The 25,418-nt window shown below is 67.3% G+C and carries 16 protein-coding genes; 9 read left to right on the top strand and 7 right to left on the bottom strand.

Features of this window, described 5'->3' with window-relative positions; genetic code table 11:
- Positions 1–211 precede the first annotated feature (211 nt).
- Entirely contained in the window at positions 212–10,753 is a 10,542-nt protein-coding gene (locus IF690_RS11540; RefSeq protein WP_502710169.1) for an autotransporter-associated beta strand repeat-containing protein, read from the bottom strand.
- 538 nt (positions 10,754–11,291) lie between these two features.
- Here IF690_RS11540 and IF690_RS11535 point away from each other — a divergent pair.
- Both IF690_RS11535 and IF690_RS11530 read left to right on the top strand, forming a co-directional pair.
- Positions 11,292–12,266, top strand: a complete 975-nt coding sequence (locus IF690_RS11535) for a nucleoside-specific channel-forming protein Tsx (RefSeq protein ID WP_202700135.1) — start codon at positions 11,292–11,294, stop codon at positions 12,264–12,266.
- Positions 12,267–12,320: 54 nt separating this feature from the next.
- The gene (locus IF690_RS11530) at positions 12,321–13,364 is read left to right on the top strand and encodes a purine-nucleoside phosphorylase (protein ID WP_202700134.1); all 1,044 of its coding nucleotides are present in this window, start codon (positions 12,321–12,323) and stop codon (positions 13,362–13,364) included.
- A 152-nt stretch (positions 13,365–13,516) separates the two neighbouring features.
- On the opposite strand, the gene IF690_RS11525 is transcribed toward IF690_RS11530, so the two are convergent.
- From IF690_RS11525 to IF690_RS11515, 3 genes are all read right to left on the bottom strand, one after another.
- On the bottom strand, positions 13,517–14,473 hold the full coding sequence (locus IF690_RS11525) for a quinone oxidoreductase family protein (protein ID WP_202700133.1): 957 nt from the start codon (positions 14,471–14,473) through the stop codon (positions 13,517–13,519).
- A 43-nt stretch (positions 14,474–14,516) separates the two neighbouring features.
- Positions 14,517–14,690: a DUF1427 family protein gene (locus IF690_RS11520; RefSeq protein ID WP_202700132.1), complete on the bottom strand. Its 174-nt coding sequence runs from the start codon at positions 14,688–14,690 to the stop codon at positions 14,517–14,519.
- 341 nt (positions 14,691–15,031) lie between these two features.
- Positions 15,032–15,811: an AraC family transcriptional regulator gene (locus IF690_RS11515; protein WP_202700131.1), complete on the bottom strand. Its 780-nt coding sequence runs from the start codon at positions 15,809–15,811 to the stop codon at positions 15,032–15,034.
- Between the two features lie 223 nt (positions 15,812–16,034).
- Between IF690_RS11515 and IF690_RS11510 the strand changes: the two genes are divergently transcribed.
- The gene (locus IF690_RS11510; RefSeq protein WP_009048208.1) at positions 16,035–16,262 is read left to right on the top strand and encodes a DUF6555 family protein; all 228 of its coding nucleotides are present in this window, start codon (positions 16,035–16,037) and stop codon (positions 16,260–16,262) included.
- Positions 16,263–16,433: 171 nt separating this feature from the next.
- On the opposite strand, the gene IF690_RS11505 is transcribed toward IF690_RS11510, so the two are convergent.
- Positions 16,434–16,604, bottom strand: coding sequence for a metallothionein (locus IF690_RS11505; RefSeq protein WP_009048207.1), 171 nt, complete (start codon positions 16,602–16,604; stop codon positions 16,434–16,436).
- A gap of 170 nt (positions 16,605–16,774) precedes the next feature.
- Positions 16,775–17,539 (bottom strand): transcriptional regulator GlcC, encoded by a 765-nt coding sequence (glcC, locus tag IF690_RS11500; RefSeq protein ID WP_202700130.1) that lies wholly within the window; start codon positions 17,537–17,539, stop codon positions 16,775–16,777.
- Positions 17,540–17,770: 231 nt separating this feature from the next.
- Here glcC and glcD point away from each other — a divergent pair, with 231 nt between their 5' ends.
- The 4 genes from glcD to IF690_RS11480 are packed head-to-tail and all read left to right on the top strand — an operon-like array spanning position 17,771 to position 22,029.
- A complete protein-coding gene (gene glcD / locus IF690_RS11495; RefSeq protein ID WP_202700129.1) occupies positions 17,771–19,270 on the top strand; it encodes a glycolate oxidase subunit GlcD in 1,500 nt (499 codons plus the stop codon).
- Entirely contained in the window at positions 19,270–20,349 is a 1,080-nt protein-coding gene (gene glcE, locus IF690_RS11490; protein WP_202700128.1) for a glycolate oxidase subunit GlcE, read from the top strand. The genes glcD and glcE overlap by 1 nt, the downstream gene beginning before the upstream one ends.
- 15 nt (positions 20,350–20,364) lie before the next feature.
- Positions 20,365–21,615: a glycolate oxidase subunit GlcF gene (gene glcF, locus IF690_RS11485; protein ID WP_202700127.1), complete on the top strand. Its 1,251-nt coding sequence runs from the start codon at positions 20,365–20,367 to the stop codon at positions 21,613–21,615.
- A gap of 12 nt (positions 21,616–21,627) precedes the next feature.
- Complete coding sequence (locus IF690_RS11480) at positions 21,628–22,029, top strand: heme-binding protein (protein ID WP_202700126.1); 402 nt, start codon at positions 21,628–21,630, stop codon at positions 22,027–22,029.
- Positions 22,030–22,086: 57 nt separating this feature from the next.
- On the opposite strand, the gene IF690_RS11475 is transcribed toward IF690_RS11480, so the two are convergent.
- Positions 22,087–23,406: an Nramp family divalent metal transporter gene (locus tag IF690_RS11475; RefSeq protein WP_202700125.1), complete on the bottom strand. Its 1,320-nt coding sequence runs from the start codon at positions 23,404–23,406 to the stop codon at positions 22,087–22,089.
- 255 nt (positions 23,407–23,661) lie between these two features.
- Here IF690_RS11475 and IF690_RS11470 point away from each other — a divergent pair, with 255 nt between their 5' ends.
- Together IF690_RS11470 and yddG are read left to right on the top strand one after the other, a co-directional pair.
- Positions 23,662–24,438: an AraC family transcriptional regulator gene (locus IF690_RS11470; RefSeq protein ID WP_202700124.1), complete on the top strand. Its 777-nt coding sequence runs from the start codon at positions 23,662–23,664 to the stop codon at positions 24,436–24,438.
- A 60-nt stretch (positions 24,439–24,498) separates the two neighbouring features.
- A complete protein-coding gene (gene yddG / locus IF690_RS11465; RefSeq protein ID WP_202700123.1) occupies positions 24,499–25,404 on the top strand; it encodes an aromatic amino acid exporter YddG in 906 nt (301 codons plus the stop codon).
- The last annotated feature ends 14 nt before the right edge of the window (positions 25,405–25,418 follow it).

Raw genomic sequence — 25,418 nt, 5'->3', positions numbered from 1 at the left:
GAAAGTCGTGGAGCGGCGATTCTAGCAGAGCCCTCGGTGCTGAGAGAGCCTTGAGCCCCGAGCCTCGGCGCTGAGAGAGCCTTGCGCGCTGATCCTGTCCCGGGCCATCGAGCACCGGTACCGCCCGCCTGCCCTCCAGTCGATCCAGCCTGCCAGCATAGCGGCAAAAAAAACCGCCCTTTCGGGCGGTTGCAAGAAACCTCGGTGGTGATCAGAAACCGAGGGTGAAACTGAGGGTCATCGCATGGTCGCGGTTGTCATGGGACAGCTGGCCCGAGTAACCGATGCCCAGCTTGCCCGCAGGGCTGATCTGGTAGTCCAGGCCGGCCTCGACCAGCGCGCTGTCCTTGGCGATCGGTACGCCCTGGGTGGTGAACGAACCGCCCCCCTCGATAAAGGTCAGGTCGGCATCGGGCTTGGTATCGCCGTAGGCATGGCGCCAGCCCAGGGCGGCGCGCGGAGTGATCTGCGAACCGTTGCCCAGGGTGATGCGCTTGCCGGCCCGCAGCCCCACCGTGGAGAAGGTGATGTCCTGGCTCGACTTGGCGCTCAGGCGTGCGGCGCCGCCTTTTTCGCGACCGGTATCGCTGTCGTAGTTGACATAGGCCAGGCCGACAAAGGGCTCCAACGCTACGCCCGCCGCCTCCAGGGCATAACCGACCTCACCGAACACCTGGGCACTGCGCGCGTCGTAGTTGGCTTTCAGGCGATCGTTGTAGCTGCCGACGCCGACGTTGCGCTTGGTGCTGATCCGGTGCCAGCTGTAGGCCGCGCCGAGGCGGACCGCCAGGGCGTCATGCTGGGAATTGAGGTAGGCCGCCAGGTGGGTGCTGTTGATCGTGGCATCGGACTGGCGCCGCTGCGCATCGATATCGCTGTGGGTGTAGCCGGCGGCAACGCCGCCGCGCCACTGCTCGCCGAGCTGGCGGTCGGTGCCGAGCATGAAGCCGGACAGGTTGCGATCCAGGCCAGCGGTGTTGCTGTCGCCTTCCATGTCGCCCCAGGACCCGAGCACCCGCAACCAGCCGACCATCTCGTCCTGGTCCTGGCAGCCTTCGCGGCTCAAGCGGTTCTCCCCGGGCGCCAGGGTGCGCCGCAGCTCATCCTCCTCGGTACCGCAGCCGGGTTGGCGCATGCGGTCGTTGAGGGCATCGCGCACATGGCGCGAATCCTCGAGCAGCGAGCTGGCGGTACTGGCGTGGATCTCGCCCGACAGGCTGTCGAACGCGGCACGGGCCGAGGCGCGATCCAGGTTGACGACCTGGTCGCTGAGCACATCGCCCGCCGATCCTTCGGCGCCGGTGTAACGCTCCAGAGCCCTGGCGACACCCCGCTGGTTGGGGCTGGCCGCCACTTCGGCGAAGGTGGTCTGGTTGCGACTGACCGCCAGGCCGACCTGGTTGGGGCCATACACCAGCGAGGTGTCGAGGAAGGCCAGGGACGGCAGGCGGGTGCTGCTGAAGGTTCCGTTGACCCCACCACCGGCGGTGATCAGCGAGTAGGTGGTGTTGCCGGTGTAAGGCGCCAGCGAGCGCACTTGCAGACCGCCGCCGAGGGTGGCGGTCCCGCCCACGGCGAGCACGGTGCTGGCGGGTGAGGTCACGCTGAGGTCCAGCACACCGTCCGCGGCGTTGCTGAGGTTGCCCGCCACGCTCAGGATCCCGGCGGCCCCGCCAGACTGGGTCAGGCCATGGTTGTCCAGAGAACCGACGCTGCCATTGCCACTCAGGGCGGCGCCATTGGCCACCGTGACCTGCCCGGCGAATACGCTTGGCGTACTGCGATCGCCGACCTGCAACTCGCCCTGCTCCACCGCGACTGTGCCGCTGAACGGCTGGGCGCCGGTGAGCAGCAACAGGCCGCCGCCCTGCTTGACCAGGCTGCCGGTGCCACTGAGCACACCATTGAAGCGCCCCGCCCTGTTCTGGGTGAACAACAGGCGCGCGTTGTTGAGGATGCGTCCTTGCAGGCTGTCGGTATTACCGGCCAGGGTGCCGCCACTGACGGTGGTACCGCCGGTGTAGGTATTGGCACCGGTCAGCAACAGGGTGCCGGCGTCGAGCTTGTTGATCCCGCCACTGCCCACCAGCGGTGCATCGATCTGCGCCGTCACATCGGCGTTGACCCGTACCGCGGCCAGGGTGCCATCGGCGGCATTGGTCGGGCTCAGGCTGCCGCCCTCCCCGGCGACCAGGCTGTAGCCGGCGTCGAGGAACTGCAGGCCGGTGAAGCCCTGGTTGCCGACCACGGTAACCGTGCCGCCCTGCCCGCCGAAGACCGCGAACTGATGGTTGGAACCCAGGCTCTGGGTGCCGTTCGGGTCGGTCCAGTTGGTGCCCGGACCCCAGGTACCGCTGCCGCCGGTGATGCTGCCGTCGGCGGTGGTCTTGCCACCGTTCCAGAACTGCACTTCACCCGGTGTGCCCTGCACCAGCAGGTTGACCTGATTGGCCAGGGCAGTCTGCAACGTCAGGCTCTCAGGCAGCACGCCCGCTGGCAGCGCGCCGTAGACCAGGCCGTTGTCGGTCAGGCTGCCGCCGTAGCGGAACAGCTGGTAGATACCGACGCCGAAGCCGCCACCGTTGGTGACGTTGAGGGTGCCGTCGAGAGTCAGGTTGCCCGCCACATCGACCATCGTGGTCGAACTGCCGACTTGCCCCAGGGAGAAGTCCAGCATTGTCCCGGAGGCCAGGTTCAAGGCGCCCACCGACAACGGCGTGGCGCCGCCGCCGGCACTCAGGGTGGCGCCGCTGGCCAGTTGCAGCGTCCCGCCGATCTCCCCGCTGCCCCCAATAGCCGCGCCGGAAGCGACATTCACCGTGGCGCTGTTCAAGCTGCCGTCGACCTGCAGCGAGCCGGCTTGCACGCTGGTGGTGCCGGTGAAGCCGTTGCTGCCGGTCAGCAGCAATTCGCCCGTGCCGCTTTTGGTCAGGGTGCCGCTACCGGTGAGGTTGCCGCTGTAGGTGCCGTCGCTGTTCTGGGCGAAGGTCAGCGCCGCGTTGTTGAGGATCGCGCCTTTGAGACTGGAGGTATCGCCGGTGGTGCTGCCGCCATTGAGGGTGGTGCCGCCGGTGTAGCTGTTGGCGCCACTGAGCAGCAAGGCACCGCTGCCATTCTTGACCAGGCTGCCGCTGCCGCCGATGGCGCCGCCGAGGGTGGTGTCCTGGGTACCGGCCAGGGTCAGTTGGGCGCCCAGGTTGATGGCGTTGGCCAGTTGCAAGGCCGCGCCGCTGTCGAGCTGGGCATTGCCGCCGACGCTCAAGGCGCCGCTGCCGATGGCTGCGTTGTTGCCCAGGGTCAGCTCGCCGCCGTTGAGCTGGGTGCCGCCCTGATAGCTGTTGCTGCCGTCGAGGGTCAGGTTCGCCGCGCCGTTCTTGATCAGGCTGCCGGTGCCGCTGACCACGCCAGCCAGGGTCAGGTCGTTGGAGCCGGCCACATTCAACCCACCGTTCAGCACTACCGCATTGCCCAGGCTGACCGCGCCGTTGCTGTCCAGGGTGGTACCGTTGGCCGCAGTCAGCACTCCGCTGCCCAGGGCGCTGTTGCTGCCCACCACCAGGGTGCCGCCATTGAGCGCGGTGCCGCCGGTGTAGCCGTTGCTGCCATTGAGCACCAGGGTACCGCTGTCGAGCTTGGCCAGGGTGCCGGCGCCATTGATGTCCACGCCAAGGGTCGCGGTAGCGTTCGGGTCGACCCGAATCGCTGTAGTGCCGGTGGCGCCATTCACCGCGTTCAACGTGCCGGAGGCGCCATTGATCAGGTTGTAGCCGTCGGTGACGAACTGCATGCCGGTGATGCTTTGCGTGCCGTTGAGCGTGACGTTGCCGGCCGTGCCCTGGAACACCGCGAAGCTGTTGCCCCAGGCCTGATTGAGGGTGCCATCGACATGGGTCCAGTTGCTGGTGCCGCTGGCCCAGGTGCCGCTGCCGCCTTCGATGGCGCCGTTGCCGGTCAACTGGCCGCCGTCCCAGAACTGCACGAGGGTGTTGGGCGCGGTCACCAGCAGGTTGACCTGGCTGCCCACCGCGGTCTGCACCTGCAGGTCGCCCGGCACCACGCTGCCCGGCACGCTGCCGACCACCAGGCCGTTGTCGGTCAGGCTGCCGGTGTAGTTGATCAGGCGATACACGCCGCTGCCGAAGCCGCCGATATCGCTGACGTTGAGCGTGCCGTCGAGGGTCAGGTTGCCGCCGATGTTGAGCAGCGAAGTACCGCCCCCCGCCACCGGCGTGCCCAGGCCGACATCCAGGTTGGCGTTCGGCGCCAGTACCAGTGAGCCCAGCGCCAGGGTGTTGCCGCCGCTCAGGCTCAGATGGCCGCCGTCGGCGACTGTCACGGCGCCGCTCAGGCTGCCGGTACCGGTCAGGGTGCCGCTGTTGTTGACCGCCACATGGGTACTGGCCAGGGAGCCGCTGACGTTCAGGGTACCGGCATCGATGCTGGTGTCGCCGGTCAGGGCATTGCTGCCGCTCAAGGTCAGGGTACCGCTGCCGAGTTTGCTCAACAGGCCGCTGCCGCTCAGGCTGCCGTCGAAAGTACTGCTCAGGTTATTGCCGCCGATGCTCAGGGTGCTGCCCGCGCCCACCTGTGCCGTGCCGCTGCCGGTCAGGCTGGCGAGGCTGGCCGAACCGCCGAGGTTGAGCTGGGCACCGCTGGCCAGGCTGACCCCGGCATTGTTGCCCAGCGCCGAACCGCCCAGGGTGCTCAGGCTGCCTGCCGCCACGTTGAACTGGCCGCCAAAGGTGTTGCTGCCGCTGAGGGTCAGGTCGGCCGTGCCGTTCTTGGTCAGGCTGCCGCTGCCGGCCAGGGTGCCGGACAGGGTCAGGTTGTTGCTGCCCGCCAGCGTCAGCCCGGCATTCAGGTTGAGGTCGTTGCCCAGGGCCAGTGGCGCGCTGTTGTCCAGGGTCGCGCTGCCCGCCACCGTCAAGGCTCCGCTGCCCAGCGCCGCCGCATTGCCCAGGGTCAGGCCGCCGGCGTTCAGGGTGGTGCCGCCCTGGTAGGTGTTGAGGCCATTGAGGGTCAGGTTGGCCGTGCCGTCCTTGACCAATTCCCCGCTGCCACTGAGCGCCCCGCCCAGGGTCAGGGCCTGGCTGCCGCCGACGGTCAGGTCCGCGTTCAATGCCAGGTTGTTGCCCAGGGTCAGGCCGGTATTGCTGTCCAGGGTAGAGGCGCCGGCCACCGTCAGGTTGCCCAGGCCCAGGGCCGCGGCATTGCCCAGGGTCAGGGTCCCGGCATTCAGGGTGGTGCCACCGAGGAAACCGTTGGCGCCGTTGAGGGTCAGGTTGGCGCTGCCGTCCTTGCTCAGGCTGCCGGCGCCGTTGATCGACCCGGCGAGGGTCAGGTCGGCGCTGCCGCCGATGCCCAGGTTGCCGGCCAGGTTCACCGCGTTACTGACGCTGACCGCGCTGCTGGCATCCAGGGTGGTGCCGGCAGCGGCGTTCAGCGCGCCACTGCCCAGCGCGGTGTTGGACGCCAGGATCAGGCCGCCGGCGTTCAACGCGGTCGGGCCCAGGTAGCTGTTGTTGCCGCCCAGGGCCAGGTCGGCGCTACCGCTCTTGATCAGGCCGCCAGTGCCGCCGATGGCGCCGTTCAGCGCCAGGTCATTGCTGCCGGCGACCGTCAGGTTGCCGTTGAGGGTAACCGCGTTGGCCAGGCTGACCGCGGCGTTGCTGTCCAGGGTCGTGCCGGCGACGGCGGTCAACTGGCCGCTGCCCAGTGCCGAGTCATTGCCGACCACCAGGGTCCCGCCATTCAACGAGGTGCCACCGCTGTAGGTGTTGGCGCCATCGAGCACCAGGGTGCCGGTGTCGAGCTTGGCCAGGGTACCGCTGCCGTTGATGTCCACGCCGACAGTCGCGGTGATGCCCGGGTCGACCCGCAACGCGGTGTTGCCACCGGTGCCGTTGACCGCGGTCAGTACGCCGGCAGTGCCCGCCACCAGGTTGTAGCCACTGGTGGTGAACTGCAGGCCGGTGAAGGTCTGGGCGCCGTCGACCGCGACGGTACCGGCGGTGCCCTGGAAGATCCCGAAATCGCCAGCCCAGGGCTGGTTGAGCAAGCCGTCGGCCGACGTCCAGTTGCTGCCGGCGGTGCTCCAGGTACCGCTGCCGCCGTCGACGCTGCCATTGGTGGTGGTCTGGCTGCCGTCCCAGAAGCGGATATTGACGTTCGGCGCGGCCACCAGCACGTTGACCTGGTTGCCCACCGAGGTCTGTACCTGCAGGTCGCCGAGGCTGAACCCCACGGGCACGCTGTTGATGTCCAGCCCGAGGTCGACCAGGCTGCCGGTGTAGTTGATCAAGCGGTACACGCCCACGCCGAAGCCGCCGGCGTCGGTGACATTCAGCTTGCCGTCGAGGGTCAGGTTGCCGCCGACATCGAGCAGCGAGGTGGTGGACGGTGCGCCGAGGCTGGCGTCGAGGTTGGCGTTGCCACCGAGGACCAGCCCGCCCGTCGACAGGGTAGTGCCCGAGCTCAAGGCCAGGTGACCGCCATCGACGACGTTCAGCGTGCCCAGCAACGAGCCGCTGCCGGTCAGGGTCGCGCCGCTGGCGACGCCCACGTTGGCGCTGCCCAGGGAGCCGCTGACACTCAGGGTGCCGCCGTTGACCTGGGTAGTGCCGGTGATGCCGTTGATCCCCGTGAGGTCGAGGGTGCCGCTGCCGACCTTGGTCAGGCCGCCGCTGCCGCTCAGGCTGCCGTCGAAGGTGCTACTGGAACTGACGCCGCCGACGCTCAGGGTGGCGCCCGCGCCGATCTGCACCGCGCCGCTGCCGGTCAGGCTCGCCAGGCTGCTGTCGGCCCCCAGGTTGAGGCTGGCCCCGGCGCTGACGTTGGCCCCCGAGGTGTTGCCCAGGGCGCCGGTGCTCAGGGTGCTGACACTACCGGCGTTGATGTTCAGGGCGCCGGTAAAGCTGTTGTTGCCCGACAGGGCGAGATCGCTCAGGCCGTTCTTGATCAGGGCTCCACCGCCGCTGACCACGCCGCCCAGGGTCAGGTTGTTGTTGCCGGCGATGCTCAGGTCGGCGTTGAGCACGATGTCGTTGCCCAGGGTAAAGGCCGCGCTGTTGTCCAGGGTGGCCGCGCCCCCCACGGTCAGGTCGCCGCTGCCCAATGCCGCGGCATTGCCCAGGGTCAGGGTGCCGGCATTCAGGCTGGTGCCGCCGGCGAAGAGGTTGACCCCGTTGAGCGCAAGCTCGCCCGCGCCATTCTTGACCAGCGCACCGGTGCCGCTGACCACGCCGTCCAGGGTCAGGGCGTTGCTGCCGCCGAGGGTCAGGTCGGCATTGAGCGCCACACCGTTGTTCAAGGTCACCGAGGCATTGCTGTCCAGGGTGGCCGCGCCGCCGACGGTCAAGCCGCCGAGGCCCAGCGCCGCGTCGGCGCCGACCGTCAGGGTGCCGGCATTCAACGTGGTGCCGCCGAGGAAGCCATTGCTGCCATTGAGCACCAGGTTGGCGCTGCCGTCCTTGACCAGGCTGCCGGCGCCGTTGACTGCGCCGGACAGCGTCAGGTCGGCGCCGCCAGCGATGTTCAGGGCTCCGCCCAGGTTCACCTGGTTGCCCAGGGTGACGGCGGTATTGGCATCCAGCGTGGTGCCCGCGGCTGCGTTCAGCGCGCCAGCGCCAAGGGCGCCGTTGGCCCCGACGATCAGCGTGCCGGCGTTGAGCGCGGTGTTGCCCAGATAACCGTTGGCGCCATTGAGGGTCAGGTCGGCCGCGCCGTTCTTGATCAGCCCGCCGACGCCGTTGATCACTCCGCCCAGGGTCAGGTCCTGGGTGCCGCCGAGGGTCAGGTTGCCGCCCAGGTTCAGGTTATTGCCGAGGCTGACCGCGGCACTGGCATCGAGGGTGGTGCCGGCGGCGGCATTCAGCGCCCCGCTGCCCAGGGCGGTATCGGAGCCGACGATCAGCGAGCCGGCATTCAGCGCGGTAGCGCCCTGGTAGCTGTTGTTGCCGCTCAGGGTCAGGCTCGAGGTGCCGTTCTTGATCAGGCCGCTGGTACCGTCGATGACCCCGCCCAGCAGCAAAGGGTTGCTGGCGTCCACTGTCAGGTTGGCGTTGAGGTGTACTCCATTGTTCAGGGTCAGCGCGCCGCTGCCGCTCAAGGTACTGGCGCCACCCACAGTCAGGGCACCGCTGCCCAGCGCTGAGCCGCTGCCCAGGACCAGCCCCCCGGCATTGAGGGTGGTGCCGCCCTGGAAGGTGTTGGCGCCATTGAGCGTGAGGTCGGCCGTACCGTTCTTGATCAGCCCGCTGGTGCCGCTGACCAGGCCGTCCAGGGTCAGGGCATTGCTGCCGGCCAGGGTCAGGTCGGCATTGAGCGTGACATCGTTGGTCAGGCTGATGCCGGCCGTATTGTCCAGGGTCGCCGCGCCGCCCACGGTCAGGCCGCCGCTGCCCAGCGCGTCGGCGTTACCCAGGGTCAGGGTGCCGCCATTGAGGGTGGTGCCGGCGAGGAAGGTGTTGGCGCCGTTGAGGATCAGGTTGGCCGTGCCGTTCTTGGTCAGGCCGCCGCTGCCGCCGACCACGCCGCCCAGGGTCAGGTCGGCGCTGCCGCCGAGGTTCAGGTTGCCGGCCAGGTTCAGGGTGTTGCCCAGGGTCACCGCGGTATTGGCATCCAGGGTGGTGCCGGCGGCGGCGTTCAAGGCGCCGAGGCCCAGCGCGGTGTTCGAGCCGAGGATCAGCGAGCCGCTGTTGAGGGCGGTATCGCCCAGGTAGCCGTTGACACCGTTCAGGGTCAGGGCCGCGGCCCCGTCCTTGATCAGCCCGCCGGCGCCGTTGATCACCCCGCCCAGGGTCAGGGCCTGGGTGCCGCCCAGGGTCAGGTTGCCGATGAGGTTGATGGCGTTGCCCAGGCTCAGCGCCGTGGTGGCATCCAGGGTGGTGCCCGCGCCGGCGTTGAGGGCGCCGCTGCCCAGGGCGGTGCTGGAGCCGACCAGCAGCTTGCCGCCATTGAGCGAGGTGCCGCCCGAGTAGGTGTTGGCGCTGCTCAGGGTCAGGTCCGCGCTACCGTTCTTGATCAGCCCGCCGCTGCCGGACAGCCCCCCGCTCAGGGTCAGGGCATTGCTGCCGAGGGTGGTCAGGTTGGCGTCCAGGGTCACGGCGTTGCTCAGGTTCACCCCGGCGCTGCTGTCCAGGCTGGCGCTGCCACTCACGGTCAGCCCACCGCTGCCCAGGGCATTGTCGTTGCCCACGCTGAGGGTACCGGCGCCCAGGGTGGTGGTGCCGGAATAACCACTGTTGCTGCCGTTGAGGGCCAGGCTGCCAGTGCCACTCTGGGTGATCCCGCCGCTGCCGCTGATCAGCCCCGCCAGGGTCAGGCTGCCGGCGCCGGTGGCGATCATGCTGTTGTTGAGGCTGACCAGGTTGTTCAGGGTGATGGTGCCGGGCGTCGACAGCGTGGCCGCGCCATCGATGCTCAGCGTGCCGCTGCCGAAGGCCAGGTTGTTGCCCAGTTGCACGGAGCCTGCGCTGATGCTGGTGTTGCCGCTGTAGGTGTTGGCCCCGTCGAGGCTCAACTGGCCGGCGCCGCTCTTGGACAGGCCGCCAGTGCCGGAAATCACCCCGGCCAGGCTCAGGTCGTTGCCGCCCTGGACGGTCAGGCCGCCGGCGCCCAGGGTCACCAGGTTGTTCAGGGTCAGGCCGCCGGTACTGGCCTGCAGGATCCCGCCATTGCTGGTCAGCACCCCGCTGCCGAAGGTGCCGCTGTTATCGAACTGGGCGATGCCGCCGTTGAGGGTGGTGCTGCCGCTGACCAGGGGCCCCTGCAGGGTCCAGGTCCCGCTGTTGAGCGTGAGGTTATTGAAGTTGATGTAGTTGTCGCTCGACAGCGTGCCGCTGCCGCTGGTGCCGCCGCCCGGGCCGAGGGTGTTCTGCAGGACCAGGGTGTTGGTACCGCCCGCGCCGCCGTCGACCTTGCCGGTGGGAGCGAATGTCAGGTCGACCCCCGGCAGGCCGCCGAGGCCGAGGCTGATGTTGATCCCATCGCCGACGCTGACGCTGGAACCGGTGACCGCGGTGAAGGTGTTGGTGCTGTTCACCCCCATCGACACCCCGCCCTGGATGCTGCCGGTGTTGAGGAAGGTGTTGCCGCCGCTGGAACTCTCGAAGGCGACCCGGCCTTGTAGCGTACCGTTGTTGGTCATGTTCACCTGGGAGCCGCCGTACACCGCCACCACCGGCGTGTCCGCCAGGGTCACGCTGAGCAGCGACAAGCCGGTCGAGGTGATGGTGCCGTCGTTGACGATGGTGGTGGTGCCACCGGCACCGTTGTTGATGTTCAGCGCGGCGCCGTCCAGGCTGCTCAGGTTCAGGCCGAGCAATTGCCCGGTACCGCGCATGATCCCGGTGACGGCGTTGGTGACGTTGACCACACCCGCTGCGCCGTTGCCGATGAAGGCCCCGCCGCTCAATACCGAGACCAGGCCCAGCAGCGCCGGGTCGATGGTCCCGGCGTTGTTCAGGGTGATGGTGCTGCCGGTCAGGTCCAGCACCTTGCCACCCAGGGTCGCGTTCATTTGCGCGCCACTGTCGACGTTGACCGTCAGGCCATCGGTGGCGCTGGAAAAGTTGTTGAGTAACAGCGGCAGGCCCGGCACTCCGCTACAGGTCACCACGCTACCGACGGTGGAACAGGTGGCCATGGCCGAAGGACTGACCAGGCTGAGCAACAACCCGGCAAGCCCCAGGCGAACAGCCAAAGAGAGGGGGGAAAGATGATTGACGGCGTCCCTGACCTGAACTTTGTCCACGCTCAACTCCTTGCTAGGGGCCAAGCCGTTCATCCATGAATGCGTGTACTGCTCGCTCAGCAACGTCCTGAATCGATACGCACTGACTTCGAATGCCTGACCGTGGCGAAATTTGCTCCATGCCAGAAACGTAGACGAGCTTTGCGAGGGCAGAGACGAAGCCGCGGGATTAAATAGCATTAATACTATGGTAAGAATTGACTGATAAAACTTTTGGAAAATTTGATAATTCGTTATTTATCAATAAGTTAAAAAACTGTTTTTTTGTCAAATCAGATACGTCCTCTCACAAATGCCCCGCCTCATGCCCCACCCTCCTTACCACCCAGCGATTTCAGAAGTATCTGAATCAATTGCCCGGATATTTCCTAACAAGACAGTCAGTTTCGGTGCCGATTCTTCATGGGTTTCAAATACCTGACTGAAGTTGGTACAGCATATGCAAACGTTTGCGCGAACCCGTTGAGCCGACAATCAATACCGGTTCGCCTCAACCCGGCCAGTCATGGCTTTCCTACCGCATGAACAGGGATTTTCAATGCATCGACCTCTTGCACCTTCGGCCTCCCGTCGCAACCTGGCTGTTTCCCTGCTACTGACTGCCGTTACGGGAGTACTCAGCAGTGCTGCCCAGGCCCAGGAAAAAACCGTCGACGTCCAAACCAGCGTTGACGACTCGGCCCAGGGCGAAACCCTCAGCCCGGACGCCAGCCCGCCCAAAAAAGGTGCATACCTGTCGGACTGGTACAACCAGGACCTGACCCTGATCGGCAGCAAGGACATCAGTTTCGGCCCGCAGCCGGCCGACGATATCTACCTGGAATACGAGTACTTCGGCCGCAAGGGGCCGTTCGAGCTGTACGGCTACATCGACATCCCGAAGATCTTCAACATCGGCAACAGCCATGACAAAGGCGTGTGGGACCACGGCTCGCCGGTGTTCATGGAGCACGAGCCGCGGATCTCCATCGACTACCTGGCCGGGCGCAGCCTGGCCATCGGCCCCTTCAAGGAGTGGTACGTGGCCTTCGACTGGATCTACGACCACGGCAGCAACAGCGCCAACCGCGCCAATACCCTGTACAGCGGCCTGGGCACCGACATCGACACCCATTCGCGGGTCAACCTGTCGGCCAACTTCTACGGGCGCTACCAATGGGAAAACTATGGCGCCAGCAATGAATACTCATGGGACGGCTACCGGGCCCAGCTCAAGTACATCGTGCCCATCGACACGTTCGCCAACGGCGCCTCGCTGACCTATATCGGCTTCACCAACTTCGACTTCGGCTCGGACCTGCACAAGGACAACCCGGCCCGCACCGCCAACGCCACGGTGTCCACCAACGTATTGCTGTATTCCTTCACCCACCTGCGGTTCACCCTGGTCGGCCGTTACTTCCACAACGGCGGCAACTGGCAGGACGGCAGCGAGCTGAATTTCGGCGATGGCGACTTCCGCGCCCGGTCCAATGGCTGGGGTTACTACGCCGGCATCGGTTACCAGTTTTAAGAGCAGCGGCGAGCCTTGAGCGGCACGCCGCAAGTCAAGAACCATGGAGGTTTTATGAATGTGATGACCCGTCTTTCCCTGTCGGTTGGCCTGGCTGCCGGCACCCTGCTGTCCTGCGGCGCCTGGGCGAGCGAAACGGCTGCGGCCCCGATCAAACCCAAGGTGATGCTGATCACCATGTTCGCCCCCGAGGCCCAGCACTGGATCGAGCGCCTGGAACTGAAACAGCAAGTGCGCGTGCCGGGGCTGTCGGCGCAGTACCCGGCGATACGTTGCAATACCAAGGACGTCTGCCTGCTGGTCACCGGCATGGGCCAGACCAACGCCGCGGCCTCGACCCTGGCACTGGCGCTGTCGCCGAAGTTCGACCTGCGCAAAAGCTATTTCCTGGTCGCCGGGATCGCCGGCATCAACCCCAAATACGGGACGCTCGGCACCACCGCCTGGGCCCATTACCTGGTGGAGTTCGGCACCCAGTGGGAGCTGGATTCGCGGGATGCGCCCAAGGACTGGCCGACCGGCTACCTGGGTATCAACACCAAGGGCCCGAACGAGAAACCGCCGCTGGACTACAAGACCGAGGTCTTCGAACTCAACCCGAAACTGCAGGCCAAGGCCTTCGCCCTGTCGCACCGGGTCAGCCTGAGCGAAAGCAAGGAGTCGGCGGCCTGGCGCCTCAAGTACCCGGCGGCCCCGGCCAACCAGCCGCCGGTGGTGACCCGGTGCGACACCCTGGCGGGCAATACCTGGTTCTCCGGCACGCGCCTGAGCGAACGGGCCGAGGTCTGGACCCGCCTGCTGACCGACAACCAGGGCGAGTACTGCACCACCCAGCAGGAAGACAACTCGACCTACGAGGCCCTGCTGCGCGCCAGCCGCGAAGGCCGGGTGGACGTGCAGCGGCTGGCGGTGGTCCGCGCCGGCTCCGACTTCGACCGCCCCGAACCGGGCGGCAGCGAGGTCGACAACCTGCTCAAGTACGCCGACCAGGGCGGTTTTGTCCCGGCCCTGGAGAACCTCTATCGCACCGGGAACCCGCTGGTGCAGGACATCCTGAAGAACTGGTCGGCGTGGGAGAAAGGCGTGCCGGAAGCGTAAGAATCCAACCTGTAGCCGCTGCCGCAGGCTGCGATCGACCCGAAGGGGCGTGGCGATCTTGAGTTCGCCGAGCGCCTGCGGAGCTATCGCAGCCTTCGGCAGCGGCGACACAAAGCCATGCCAGCCTACCGATTCATGCAGGCCGGCCGCCCTTATGGCAGCAAAATCACCTTCTCGCCGCTGCCCCGATTGACCTCGTGGTAGCGCTCGACGCCCTGCTCCAGCGGCGACTCGAACAGCCCCTGGGGCAACGGCAGCAACCCCTCATCGAAGAACCGGCCAAACTGCTCGAGCATGGCCGCGCAGGCCTGCACGCCGTATAGCAACGAGTTGATCCCGACCACCGAACCGCCCTTGCGATACAGGCCCAGGGCCGGCAGTTGCACATGGCCGTCCACCGGCGCGGCGATGATGGCGATGCGACCGAACGGCGCCAGGGCCGCGACCGAGGCCGGCAGCCAGAAGCCGGTGGTGTCGAAGATCACCTCGGCACCGCCAGCGAACACGGCGTTGACTTGCGCCCCCAGGTCCTCCGGCTGGTCCAGCTGCACGGTCTGGAACCCTTGCACCTGCAAGGCCTTGACCTGCTCCGGGCGCCGCGCGGCGGCCAGCAGCCGGGCTCCGCGAATCTTCGCCAGGGCCAGGGCGGCGCTGCCCACCGCCCCGCCGCCAATCACCAGCAAGGTGGTGCCGGCGCCCACTCCGCTGCGCTCCAGGGCATCCCAGGCGGTGGTGTAAGGCACGCCCAGGCTGGCGGCCTGGGCGAAGCTCAGGTGCGTCGGCTTGGGCGCCACGCCCTTGGCCGACAGCGCCACGTACTGGGCATGGGAGCCGTCCGCGTAGAACCCCAGCTCCTTGCCGGTACCCCAGACCTCCTGCCCCACCAGCTCCCGGGGCCCGTCCACCACCACCCCGGCAAAATCCCGCCCGGGAATGCGCGGCACGGTGGTGTAGGGAAAACGCCCGAGCACGTTCTTCACGTCGCTGGGGTTGAGGCCGGCGGCCTTGATCTGCACCAGCACCTGGTCGGCGGCCGGCACCGGGGTCGGCACCTCGACGTAGTGCAGCGACGACAGATCGCCGGTCTTGGAAAATTGCAGGGCGTGCATAAGCGCCTCCATGAACAGGAATAAATAAAAGGCTCGAAAGGCCTCAGGACAACCAGTTGCTCACCCACTGCCGGCCCACGGGCCACAGCTGTTCACCGGCGAGCATGCCGAGCAGCCCCACCAGGGCGATGGCCGGCGGCGCCGGCGAGCGAAAGTTCAGGGCGCCATAAAGCAGGCCGACGCCAAGGCCGATGGCGAGGGAGATGAGGTAATGCATAACGAACTCCGTACAGTGCGCCGCGCCTGGGCGACGGCGATTGGGCATGCCGGGAGTGTAGGGAGCTAAAACCTGCGCAACCGGCCAAGCACTTCAGGATTTCGGCCAATCGGCTGGCGGGCGCCGTGGCGGCCTGGTTTGTTGGCGATGCAGGTACCGTGGCGTGCCAGATATGGCGCTATCGCGAGCAAGCTTCGCTCCTACAGAAGAAGATGTGCGCACAGGCGTCAATTTTGTGAATGCACAGACCTGTAGGAGCGAAGCTTGCTCGCGATGACGGTGTGCCTGCCTATCGCGACGCTTGCACCACCAACACACTTCGCGCCTAGAGGAAACGCAGCTCAGGCGCGGGCTTCTCCGGCCGCATACTGCGACGGCGCCAGCCCCAGCTCGCGGCGGAACATGTCGCTGAAGCTGCCGGGGGAATACCCCAGCTCGCGGGCAATGGTGCTCACCGGCACGCCCTGGATCAGCTCGGCGGCGGCCGTGGCCAGTTGCACCTGGCGGCGCCACTCGGCGAAGCCCATGCCCAGGCCGTCCTTGAACAGCCGCGCCAGGGTGCGCACGCTGGCGCCCGCCGCCTCGGCGTGGCGTTCGAAGGGAATGTCCAGGGAAGGCGCGGCCATCACCGCCTGGCAGAGATTGATCAGGCGCCGGTCGGAACTGTCCGGCAGCACGATCTTCAGTTGCGAGCGCCGGGCGCGCTTGAGTTCCAGCAGGGCCAGGTTCACCAGCGCGTCGTAGTACTCCGGCTGCGGCGCCCCGGCCTGCTCCACCAGGCGCACGATCAGCTCGCGCAGCAGGTTGTCCACCTGCAACACCTGCACCTGGCTGTCGAGGGTCGCCGCCAGGCTCGGGCGCAAATAGATATTGCGCATCTGCAGGTCGGTAACCACGCGGATCCCGTGGGGCACGCCCGGCGGCAACCACACCGCCCGTTGCGGCGGCACCACCAGCGCCTCGTTCGGCGTCTCGACCCACATCACCCCGCTCATGGCATACAGCAGCTGCCCCCAGGCATGTTCGTGGGGCTCGATGAACAGGCCGCGCGGATAGGTGCGCGCCAGGGGTTGCACCGGCACATCGGTGTCGCTGAGATCGGGAGGTGCGGCAAGGGCCATGGCCAGGCATCGTCGTCAAGCAGGGGGGCCCATGGTAACCCCCTCGATCCACCTGGAAAACCGCGGCAAAACATCCGAACGGTCGCCGCAGCGCCAGGCAACAACCCGTTCGGATGCTTGCCCGACCACTGCCCGACCGCTGATACCCTTGCTCGACAATCCGAGTGAATTTTTCCCTGCCCGCGCGGGTCACTAAACCATCACAGGGAGGATTGATAGCTTTATGAACAACGCAAAACTTTTCGTCATCGAATACACCCTGCACGGCGCCCCCAAGTCCTTCATCATCCGCTCGGAGAAGATGGACAACGCCGAGGCGTGGCATTGGGCAAGCTGCGACGCCGGTGTCGGCCGCATCGGCCGCTTCGGCCTGGAACGGGTGAAAAAGACCAGCAAGCCCCTGGCGGAAAAATTCGGTATCGAGAACGTCACCTGGCGACCGTCGACCTGATCCAACCGAGGCCTTGGGCGTAAAGGCGTGATACGCCACGGCGTTGGATGATCGAGCCATGCCAAGCGCGGCCACCTGCAACTGGATCGACGCTCGCAAACAGGACGCTCGCAACTGGAAAGTGGAGCCCTGAGTGGCTCCACTGCTTTTCCACCCGACAACTTCAACCCGTCAGTGATGCGCGCCCTTGGCGCAATCGCAACCCTCGGTAGAGGTGCAGGGTTCGCCGTTGGCGTGGTGGCTGGCGCAGGCCTGGCAACAATAGTGCTTGCCGTGACGCACGATGGCATGGGCGCCGACCTTGCAGGTACAGCCCGGGCAGGCACAAGTCTGGTTGGACATGGGGTGACTCCTTTGTGGTGGTCGTCGACGACGAGGCGAATGTTGCCGCGTCTCTCGTGGCCTGTGCGGTTAATTCGTGTACTCGAAGTCGAGTGCACGAATTAGCCGCACCGGCCACTAGCAGTGTAGTGGCTGCCCGTCGCCGGCATTGGCCCCTGGTCGCGGCGGATTCAGTTCCAGCCTTCCAGGCGCAAGGTCGCCCGTACCAGGCGCTGCTCTTCGTTTTCGATCTCCCGCAGGTTGTCGCAGAGGCCCTGGATATGCGCGATGGCGGCCTTGCGCGCCTGCTCCGGCAGGCGCCCGGTGACGGCGTTGTAGAGCCGCGCGTGCTGGCGGTCGATCTGGCGTTTCTGCGCCTGGCGGTGATAGAGGTTGTTGACCGAGGCGAACACCGAGTTGAGCAGCAAGTCGGTCAGCGAGCGCAGGGTCTGCACCAGCACCGGGTTGTGCGAGGCCTCGCAGATCGCCAGGTGGAAGGCGTGGTCCAGCCGCGCGTGGGCCGAGGCCTCCAGGGCCTGGCCATGGGCGTCCAGCAGCGCCTGGTAGGCGCGGCCGATCAGCACGAAATCGGCGTCGGTGCCGCGCAACGCCGCCAGCCGCGCCGACTCGCCTTCCAGCAGGCTGCGCACTTCGAACAGGTCGTAGAGGGTGCGCGGCTGGGAGCTGAACAGATGCATCAGCGCCGAGGTCGCGCCCTGCCCCGACAACTGGGCGACAAACGAGCCCTTGCCCTGCTCGGTTTCGATGATGCCCCGCGCCCGCAACAGCTTCAGGCCCTCGCGCAACGCCGTGCGCGAGACCCCGAGTTTTTCCGTGAGGCGCCGCTCCGAGGGCAGCAACTGGCCGGTCTTCAGTACGCCGTCGACGATCAGGCGCTCGATGCGCTCACAGACCACGTCCGCCACCTGGTGCCGCCCCGAATCGCTCCTGTGCATGCGCCCTCCACTGGTATGACCAGCTGCGAAGAAAAAACCCGATCAAGCGGATGTCCACACCATCCTGCTGAAATACTTAAGTTTTTATAAAAAGACCGGCATCGCTGGCGCAACAAACTGGTTCGACCTGCGCCCGGCCCCGTGGACAGTAAGGCCAGCCAGGCCAATGATGCAACCGAGCGGCCTGTCCGCCGAGCGCCCATAAAAACAACTCAGGGTCGTTAGCCACCGATGAATATCCTCTACGACGAACGCGTCGACGGCGTGCTGCCCGCAGTCGACAAAACGGCACTGCTTGAGGTGTTGCGCCAGCGCCTGCCCGACCTGGACCTCCTGCACCAGAGCGAAGACCTCAAACCCTACGAATGCGACGGCCTCTCGGCCTACCGCACCACGCCGATGCTGGTGGCCCTGCCGCGGCACATCGAGCAGGTGCAGGCACTGCTGCGGATCTGCCATGAACGCCGCGTGCCGGTAGTCGCCCGGGGTGCCGGCACCGGCCTGTCCGGCGGCGCCCTGCCCCTGGAACAAGGCGTGCTGCTGGTGATGGCGCGCTTCGACCAGATCCTGCATATCGACCCCGCCGCCCGCACCGCGCGGGTCCAGCCTGGGGTGCGCAACCTGGCGATCTCCCAGGCCGCCGCGCCGTTCGGCCTGTATTACGCCCCCGACCCGTCCTCGCAGATCGCCTGTTCCATCGGCGGCAACGTCGCGGAAAACGCCGGCGGCGTGCATTGCCTGAAATACGGCCTGACCGTGCACAACCTGCTCAAGGTGGAAATCCTCAGCGTCGAGGGCGAACGCCTGACCCTCGGTAGCGACGCCCTGGACGCGCCCGGCTTCGACCTGCTGGCGTTGTTCACCGGCTCCGAAGGCCTGCTCGGGATCATCACCGAGGTCACGGTCAAGCTGCTGCCCAAGCCACAACTGGCCAAGGTGCTGCTGGCGGCCTTCGACTCGGTGGAACAAGCCGGCCACGCGGTAGCCGATATCATTGCCGCGGGCATCATCCCCGGCGGTCTGGAAATGATGGACAACCTGGCGCTGCGCGCCGCCGAGGACTTCATTCACGCCGGCTACCCGGTGGACGCCGAGGCCATCCTGCTGTGCGAATTGGACGGCGTCGAAGCCGATGTCCACGACGACTGCGACCGGGTCCGCGCGGTGCTCGAACGGGCCGGCGCCACCGAGGTCCGCCAGGCCCGCGACGAAGCCGAGCGGGTGCGCTTCTGGGCCGGGCGCAAGAACGCCTTCCCGGCGGTGGGCCGGCTGTCGCCGGACTACTACTGCATGGACGGCACCATCCCGCGCCGCGCACTGCCGGGGGTGCTCAAGGCCATCGCCGCGCTGGCCGCCGAGTACCGGTTGCGGGTGGCCAACGTATTCCATGCCGGCGACGGCAACATGCACCCGCTGATCCTGTTCGACGCCAACCGGCCCGGCGAGCTTGCGCGCGCCGAAGCCCTGGGCGGCAAGATCCTCGAACTGTGTGTCGCGGTCGGCGGCAGCATCACCGGCGAACACGGGGTCGGCCGGGAGAAAATCAACCAGATGTGCGCCCAGTTCAACAGCGACGAGCTGACCCTGTTCCACGCGGTCAAGGCGGCCTTCGACCCCGGCGGCCTGCTCAACCCCGGCAAGAACATCCCGACCCTGCACCGCTGCGCCGAATTCGGTGCGATGCATGTGCACGCCGGGCAACTGCCCTTCCCCGAGCTGGAGCGTTTCTGATGACGGCACACGCGGATAACGACGCCAGCGGCGAACTGCTGGAACAGGTCGGGCAAGCGCTGGCCAGCAATACGCCGCTGCTGATCCAGGGCGGCAACAGCAAGGCCTTTCTCGGCCGCCTGAGCGCCGGGGAAGTGCTCGACACCCGAAGCCATCGCGGCATCGTCCGCTACGACCCGACCGAGCTGGTGGTGACGGTCCGCGCCGGCACGCCATTGCAGGAACTGCTGACAACGCTGGATGCCGCCGGGCAGATGCTGGCCTGCGAGCCGCCGGCCTTCGGCGACAGCGCCACCGTCGGCGGCATGGTCGCCGCCGGGTTGTCCGGCCCGCGGCGGCCCTGGGCCGGTTCGGTGCGCGACTTCGTCCTCGGCAGCCGGGTGATCACCGGCACCGGCAAGCTCCTGCGCTTTGGCGGCGAGGTGATGAAAAACGTCGCCGGCTACGACCTCTCGCGCTTGCTGGTGGGCAGCTACGGTTGCCTCGGGGTGCTTACCGAAGTGTCGCTCAAGGTCCTGCCCAAACCCCGCCAGTGCCTCGGCCTGAGCCTGGAAATGGACAGCGCCAAGGCCCTGGCCCGGCTCGCCGACTGGGGCCAGCAGCCGCTGCCCATCAGCGCCGCCAGCCATGACGGCCAGCGCCTGCACCTGCGCCTGGAAGGCGGCGAAGGTTCGGTGGCCGCGGCCCGCGACCGCCTGGGTGGCGAGCCCTTGGCCGCCGATTACTGGGCCGACCTCAACGAGCAACGCCTGGCGTTCTTCGACGAAGGCCTGCCGCTGTGGCGCCTGTCGCTGCCCAATAACACCGGCCCCCTGGAGCTGCCCGGCCAGCAGCTGATCGGCCAGCAGTTAATCGATTGGGCCGGGGCCCAGCGCTGGCTGAAATCCGCGGCGCCCGCTGAACGCATCCGCAGCCTGGTCGAGCGCGTCGGCGGCCACGCCACCTGCTACAGCCATGGCCTGCTGGACAGCCCGTTCCAGCCGCTGCCGGCAGTGCTGCTGCGCTACCACCGCCAGCTCAAGGCGCAACTGGACCCGCAACGGATCTTCAACCCCGGCCGGCTCTACGCCGAGCTCTGAACGGAGACCCAAAGCATGCAAACCACCCTGAGCGAACAGGCGCGCCAACTGCCCCGCGCCGCGGAAGCCGAGAGCATCCTGCGCACCTGCGTGCATTGCGGTTTCTGCAACGCCACCTGCCCCACCTATCAACTGCTGGGCGATGAGCTGGACGGACCGCGGGGGCGCATCTACCTGATCAAGCAGGTGCTGGAAGGCCACGAGGCCACGGCCAAGACCCAGCTGCACCTGGACCGCTGCCTGTCGTGCCGCAACTGCGAAACCACCTGCCCGTCCGGGGTGGACTACCACAACCTGCTGGACATCGGCCGCGCCGTGGTCGATGCCGCCGTTCCCCGGCCTCTCGGCCAGCGCCTGCTGCGCCAGGGACTGCGCGCCCTGGCACCGAACCCGGCACTGTTCAAGGCACTGATCGGCACCGGCGCCACCTTGCGCCCCTGGCTGCCCGAGGCCGTGCAGGGCAAGCTGCCGCGCCAGGTACAGCCGGCCAAGGCGCGCCCGACCACCGCCCACGCGCGGCGTGTCTTGCTGCTGGAAGGCTGCGTGCAAGCAAGCCTGTCGCCCAACACCAACGCGGCGACAGCGCGGGTCCTCGACCGCCTGGGCATCGCCGTGCAAGCCGTGAACGAGGCCGGCTGTTGCGGCGCCGTGGATTATCACCTGGACGCCCAGGACGCCGGCCTGGAACGGGCCCGACGCAATATCGACGCCTGGTGGCCGCACCTGGAACACGGCGCCGAAGCCCTGGTGCAGACCGCCAGCGGCTGTGGCGCCTTTATCAAGGATTACGGCCACCTGCTGGCCCACGACCCGCGTTATGCCGCTCGCGCCGAGCGGGTCAGCGCCCTGGCCCGGGACCTGGTGGAAGTGCTGCGCGACGAACCGCTGGAACAGCTGCACGCCCACAGCGACCAGCGCCTGGCCTTCCACTGCCCATGCAGCCTGCAACACGCACAGAAGCTCGGCGGCGCGGTGGAGGCAGTGCTCAAGCGCCTGGGCTTCGAACTCACCGAGGTGCCCGACAGCCACCTGTGCTGCGGTTCGGCGGGCACCTACTCGCTGACCCAGCCCGAGCTGGCGCGGCAACTGCGCGACAACAAGCTCAATGCCCTGGAAAGCGGCCGGCCCGAGGTCATAGTCACCGCCAATATCGGCTGCCAGACCCACCTCGACGGTGCCGGGCGCACCCCGGTGCGGCACTGGATCGAACTGCTCGAGGCCGCCCTGCCGCCCCTGAACGCTTCCCCTCAACCCGTTACCCCTTGAAAGGAGCACGCCATGCACAGCAAAGCCATCCTGGGTCATCGCGAAGTCCAGCGCATCCTTATCGCCGCGCGGGACGAGGCCGAGCGCAACCAGTGGTCGGTGAGCATCGCCATCGTCGACGATGGCGGCCACCCGCTGGCCCTCGAACGCCTGGACGGCGCCTCGCCGATCAGCGCCTACATCGCCATGGAAAAAGCCCGTACCGCGGCGCTCGGGCGACGCGAGTCCAAGGGCTATGAAGAGATGGTCAACGGCGGGCGCACGGCGTTTCTCTCGGCGCCGCTGCTGACTTCGCTGGAAGGTGGCGTACCCGTGGTCTTCGACGGCCAGGTGATCGGCGCCGTCGGCGTGTCCGGGGTCAAGTCCGGGGAAGATGCCCAGGTCGCGCTGTTCGCCGCCCAGGCACTGGATTGAAGATCGGGACCGCTGCGCGGTCCATCGCGAGCAAGCTTCGCTCCTACAGAAGCGGGCTTACACCACCAGTTGCGCAATCAGCCAGGCGTTGGCGCCGCTGATGATCGCGAATAGGCTCCAGGCGAGGATGCGGGTCGGCCAGCGGTTGACGAACACGCCCATCAACTGCGGGTCGCTGCTCATGCGGATCAACGGGTACAAGGCGAATGGCAGTTGCAGGCTGAGCACCACCTGGCTCAGCACCAGCAGCTGGCCGACCGCGCCGTCGCCCATCAGCCACACGCCGACGAAGGCCGGCACCAGCGCCAGGCCGCGGGTGATCAGGCGGCGCTGCCAGCACGGCAGGCGCAGGTTGAGGTAGCCCTCCATGATCACCTGGCCGGCGATGGTGCCGGTGAAGGTCGAACTCTGCCCCGAGGCCAGCAAGGCCACGCCGAACAGCACGCTGGCCAGCGCCCCGCCCACCAGCGGATCGAGCAGGTGATAGGCGTCCTGCAACTCCACCACCTCGGTGTGCCCGGTGCTATGGAAGGCCGCGGCAGCGAGGATCAGGATCGCCGCGTTGACCAGCAGCGCCAAGGCCAGGGAGCCGAGGGTGTCGATGCGCGCCAGCTTGATCGCATCCCGCCGGCTGGCCTCGTCCTGGCCCACTAGGCGGGTCTGCACGATGGAGGTGTGCAGGTACAGGTTATGCGGCATCACGGTGGCGCCGAGGATGCCGATCGCCAGGTACAGCGGCGCCGCCTCGCCGATCGCCGCCAGCGATGGCGTGAAGCCCCGCGCCACGTCCGGCCAGTAGGGTTTGATCAACAGCAGCTCGATGAAAAAGCACAGGCCGATGGTGCCCACCAGCACCAGCATGATCGCCTCCAGGCGCCGGAAGCCGCGGTTCTGCAAGGCGAGAATCAACAGGGTGTCGAAGGCGGTGATGACAATCCCGGTGGTCAGCGAAACGCCGAGCAACAGGTGGAACGCCAGGGCGCAGCCCAGGACCTCGGCAAGGTCGGTGGCGATGATCGACACCTCCGCCAGCAGCCACTGGGTGCGTGCCGTGCGGGTGCTGTAGCGCTGCCGGCAAAGCTGCGCCAGGTCGCGCCCGGTGGCGATGCCCAGGCGCGAGCACAGGCACTGCACGGCCATGCCCGCAAGGCTCGCCAGCAGCACCACGAACAGCAGGTTGTAGCCATAGCGCGAGCCGGCCTCGATGGCGGTGGCCCAGTTGCCGGGGTCCATGTAGCCGATGGAAATCAACAGGCCGGGGCCGGCGAAACGCAGGATGCGCTTGAACAGCGGCGCGGTGGGATCGACAACGATGGTGCCGGCCACTTCCGGCGGGCAGAACGGGGCGGTACCGACTTTGGGCAGAGTGAATTTCACGCGGGCATCCGGAAGGCTGGAACGGTGGCCCAGCTTAGACGTTTCAGCGAACCGGCCCAAGCCTTGATAGCGCCCTGCCCCGGCCTTTTGCCGCCTTGCTTCTGCAGGAGCGAAGCGTGCTCGCGATAGCGGCCTATCAGTCACCACCACAGATGAGCCGCGCCCTTTTCCCCAACCATCGCGCACCGACCGGCCGCTCCTGCAGCGCCAATGTTTTCAGGCATGATACGCAGCAGCCATCCGCGGAGCAGCGCCATGAACACTCCAGCCCAGCCCACTGTCGCCCTGGCGATGCGTTCGTATTCCGGGCAGGTCGAGCTGCACGATCACGATTTTCCGCAGATCGTGCTGCCGCAGTCGGGGGCGATGGAGATCGAGGTGGACGGCCGCGGCGGCAAGGTCGATGCCAGCCAGGGCGTGGTGATTGCCCCGGGCGCCCGGCATGCGTTCCTGGCCGAGCGCCGTAATACCTTTCTGGTGCTCGACCTGGATGGCCCCGGCAGCGAACCGTCTCTGGCCGATACCCGCTTCTTCGCCATCGACCCGCAGATCCGCCACCTGCTCGGCTATGCCAGCCACGGCGGCGCCTCGCTCAGCGCTTGCAGCCAGGTCGCCAGCGCCTGGAGTGCCCTGCTGCTGGCCTGCCTGGCGCGCCCGACGCCAAGCGCACCGCAACGCCAGGCACTGGCGCGGGCCCTGGCCTATATCGAACAGCACCTGGGCAGCCCGCTGAGCGCCCGTGCCATTGCCCAGGCCGCGGGGGTCAGCGAGCGCAGCCTGTACCTGCTGTTCGAACGGGACATGCACAGTACGCCTTTCGCCTACATTTCGACCCTGCGCCTGGACCGCGCCATCGACCTGCTCGGTGGCACCCTGTTGCCCATCAGCGAGATCGCCCAGCGAGTCGGCTACGCCGATCAGAGTGCCCTGACCCACGCCTTGAAAAAGGCCCGCAACCAGACCCCGGCCGCCCTGCGCAAGGCCACTCGCGCCGCCCAGGCGCAGGCTGCGACAAGACTTCGGCAGGCCTGATCAATACCGCCGTCGCGGCGGCTTCTATGCTGGCCACACCGCCCTTGCCTCGGTGTGCCCATGACCGCAATCCAGCCAACCCGCCTTGCCCCCTCCCGCAGCGGCGCCGCCACCGCCATCGGTGTGATCGCGGTGTTTCTCTGGTCCTGCCTGGCGCTGCTGACCACCATCACCGCCGGTATTCCGCCCTTCCAGTTGCTGGCCCTGAGCTTTGCCGTGGCCTGCGGCGCCAGCCTGGTATTGCTCGGATTGCGGGGCCGCGCCGGCTTTCGTGGCTGGCGCCAGCCCTGGCCGGTATGGGCGTTGGGGTTCGGCGGGATCTTTGCCTACCACGCGCTGTATTTCTTCGCCCTGAAAGCCGCGCCGGCCGCCGAGGCCAGCCTGATCGCCTACCTCTGGCCGTTGCTGATCGTCCTGCTCGCGGCCAGGGCCGGCGGCGAACCGCTGCGCGGCCGACAACTGACCGGTGCCTTGCTGGGGCTGGCCGGCACCGCGTTCATCATGCAGCAGCGCGCCTCCAGCCAGGTTGGCGCGATGCCGGTGGCGGGTTACCTGGCGGCGTTCGGCTGCGCCCTGGTGTGGTCTGGCTATTCGGTGCTCAACCGCCGTTTCAGCAGCGTGCCCAGCAGCCTGATCGGTGGCATCTGCGGGCTGGTGGCGCTGGCCGGGCTGTTCTGCCACCTGCTGTTCGAAAGCCCGGTGCAACCGGACCTCAAGCAATGGCTGGCGATTATCGGCCTGGGGCTGGGCCCGGTCGGCCTGGCCTTTTTCGCCTGGGACCACGCCACCAAACACGGCAACCTGGCCACGCTCGGCGCGCTGTCGTACCTGGCGCCGCTGATCTCCACCCTGCTGCTGATCGTCATCGGGCAGAGCCCGGCCAGTGGGTGGCTGCTGGTGCCAGCGCTGCTGATCATTGCCGGGGCGGTGCTGGCAACCTCGGGGGCCCGTTCCGCCCAGCATTGAGGAGCGTCCGATAA

The sequence above is a fragment of the Pseudomonas sp. SK3(2021) genome, assembly GCF_016772375.1.
Taxonomy (GTDB): Bacteria; Pseudomonadota; Gammaproteobacteria; order Pseudomonadales; family Pseudomonadaceae; genus Aquipseudomonas; species Aquipseudomonas chlororaphis_I.
This window is presented reverse-complemented; position numbering and strand designations above follow the sequence as displayed.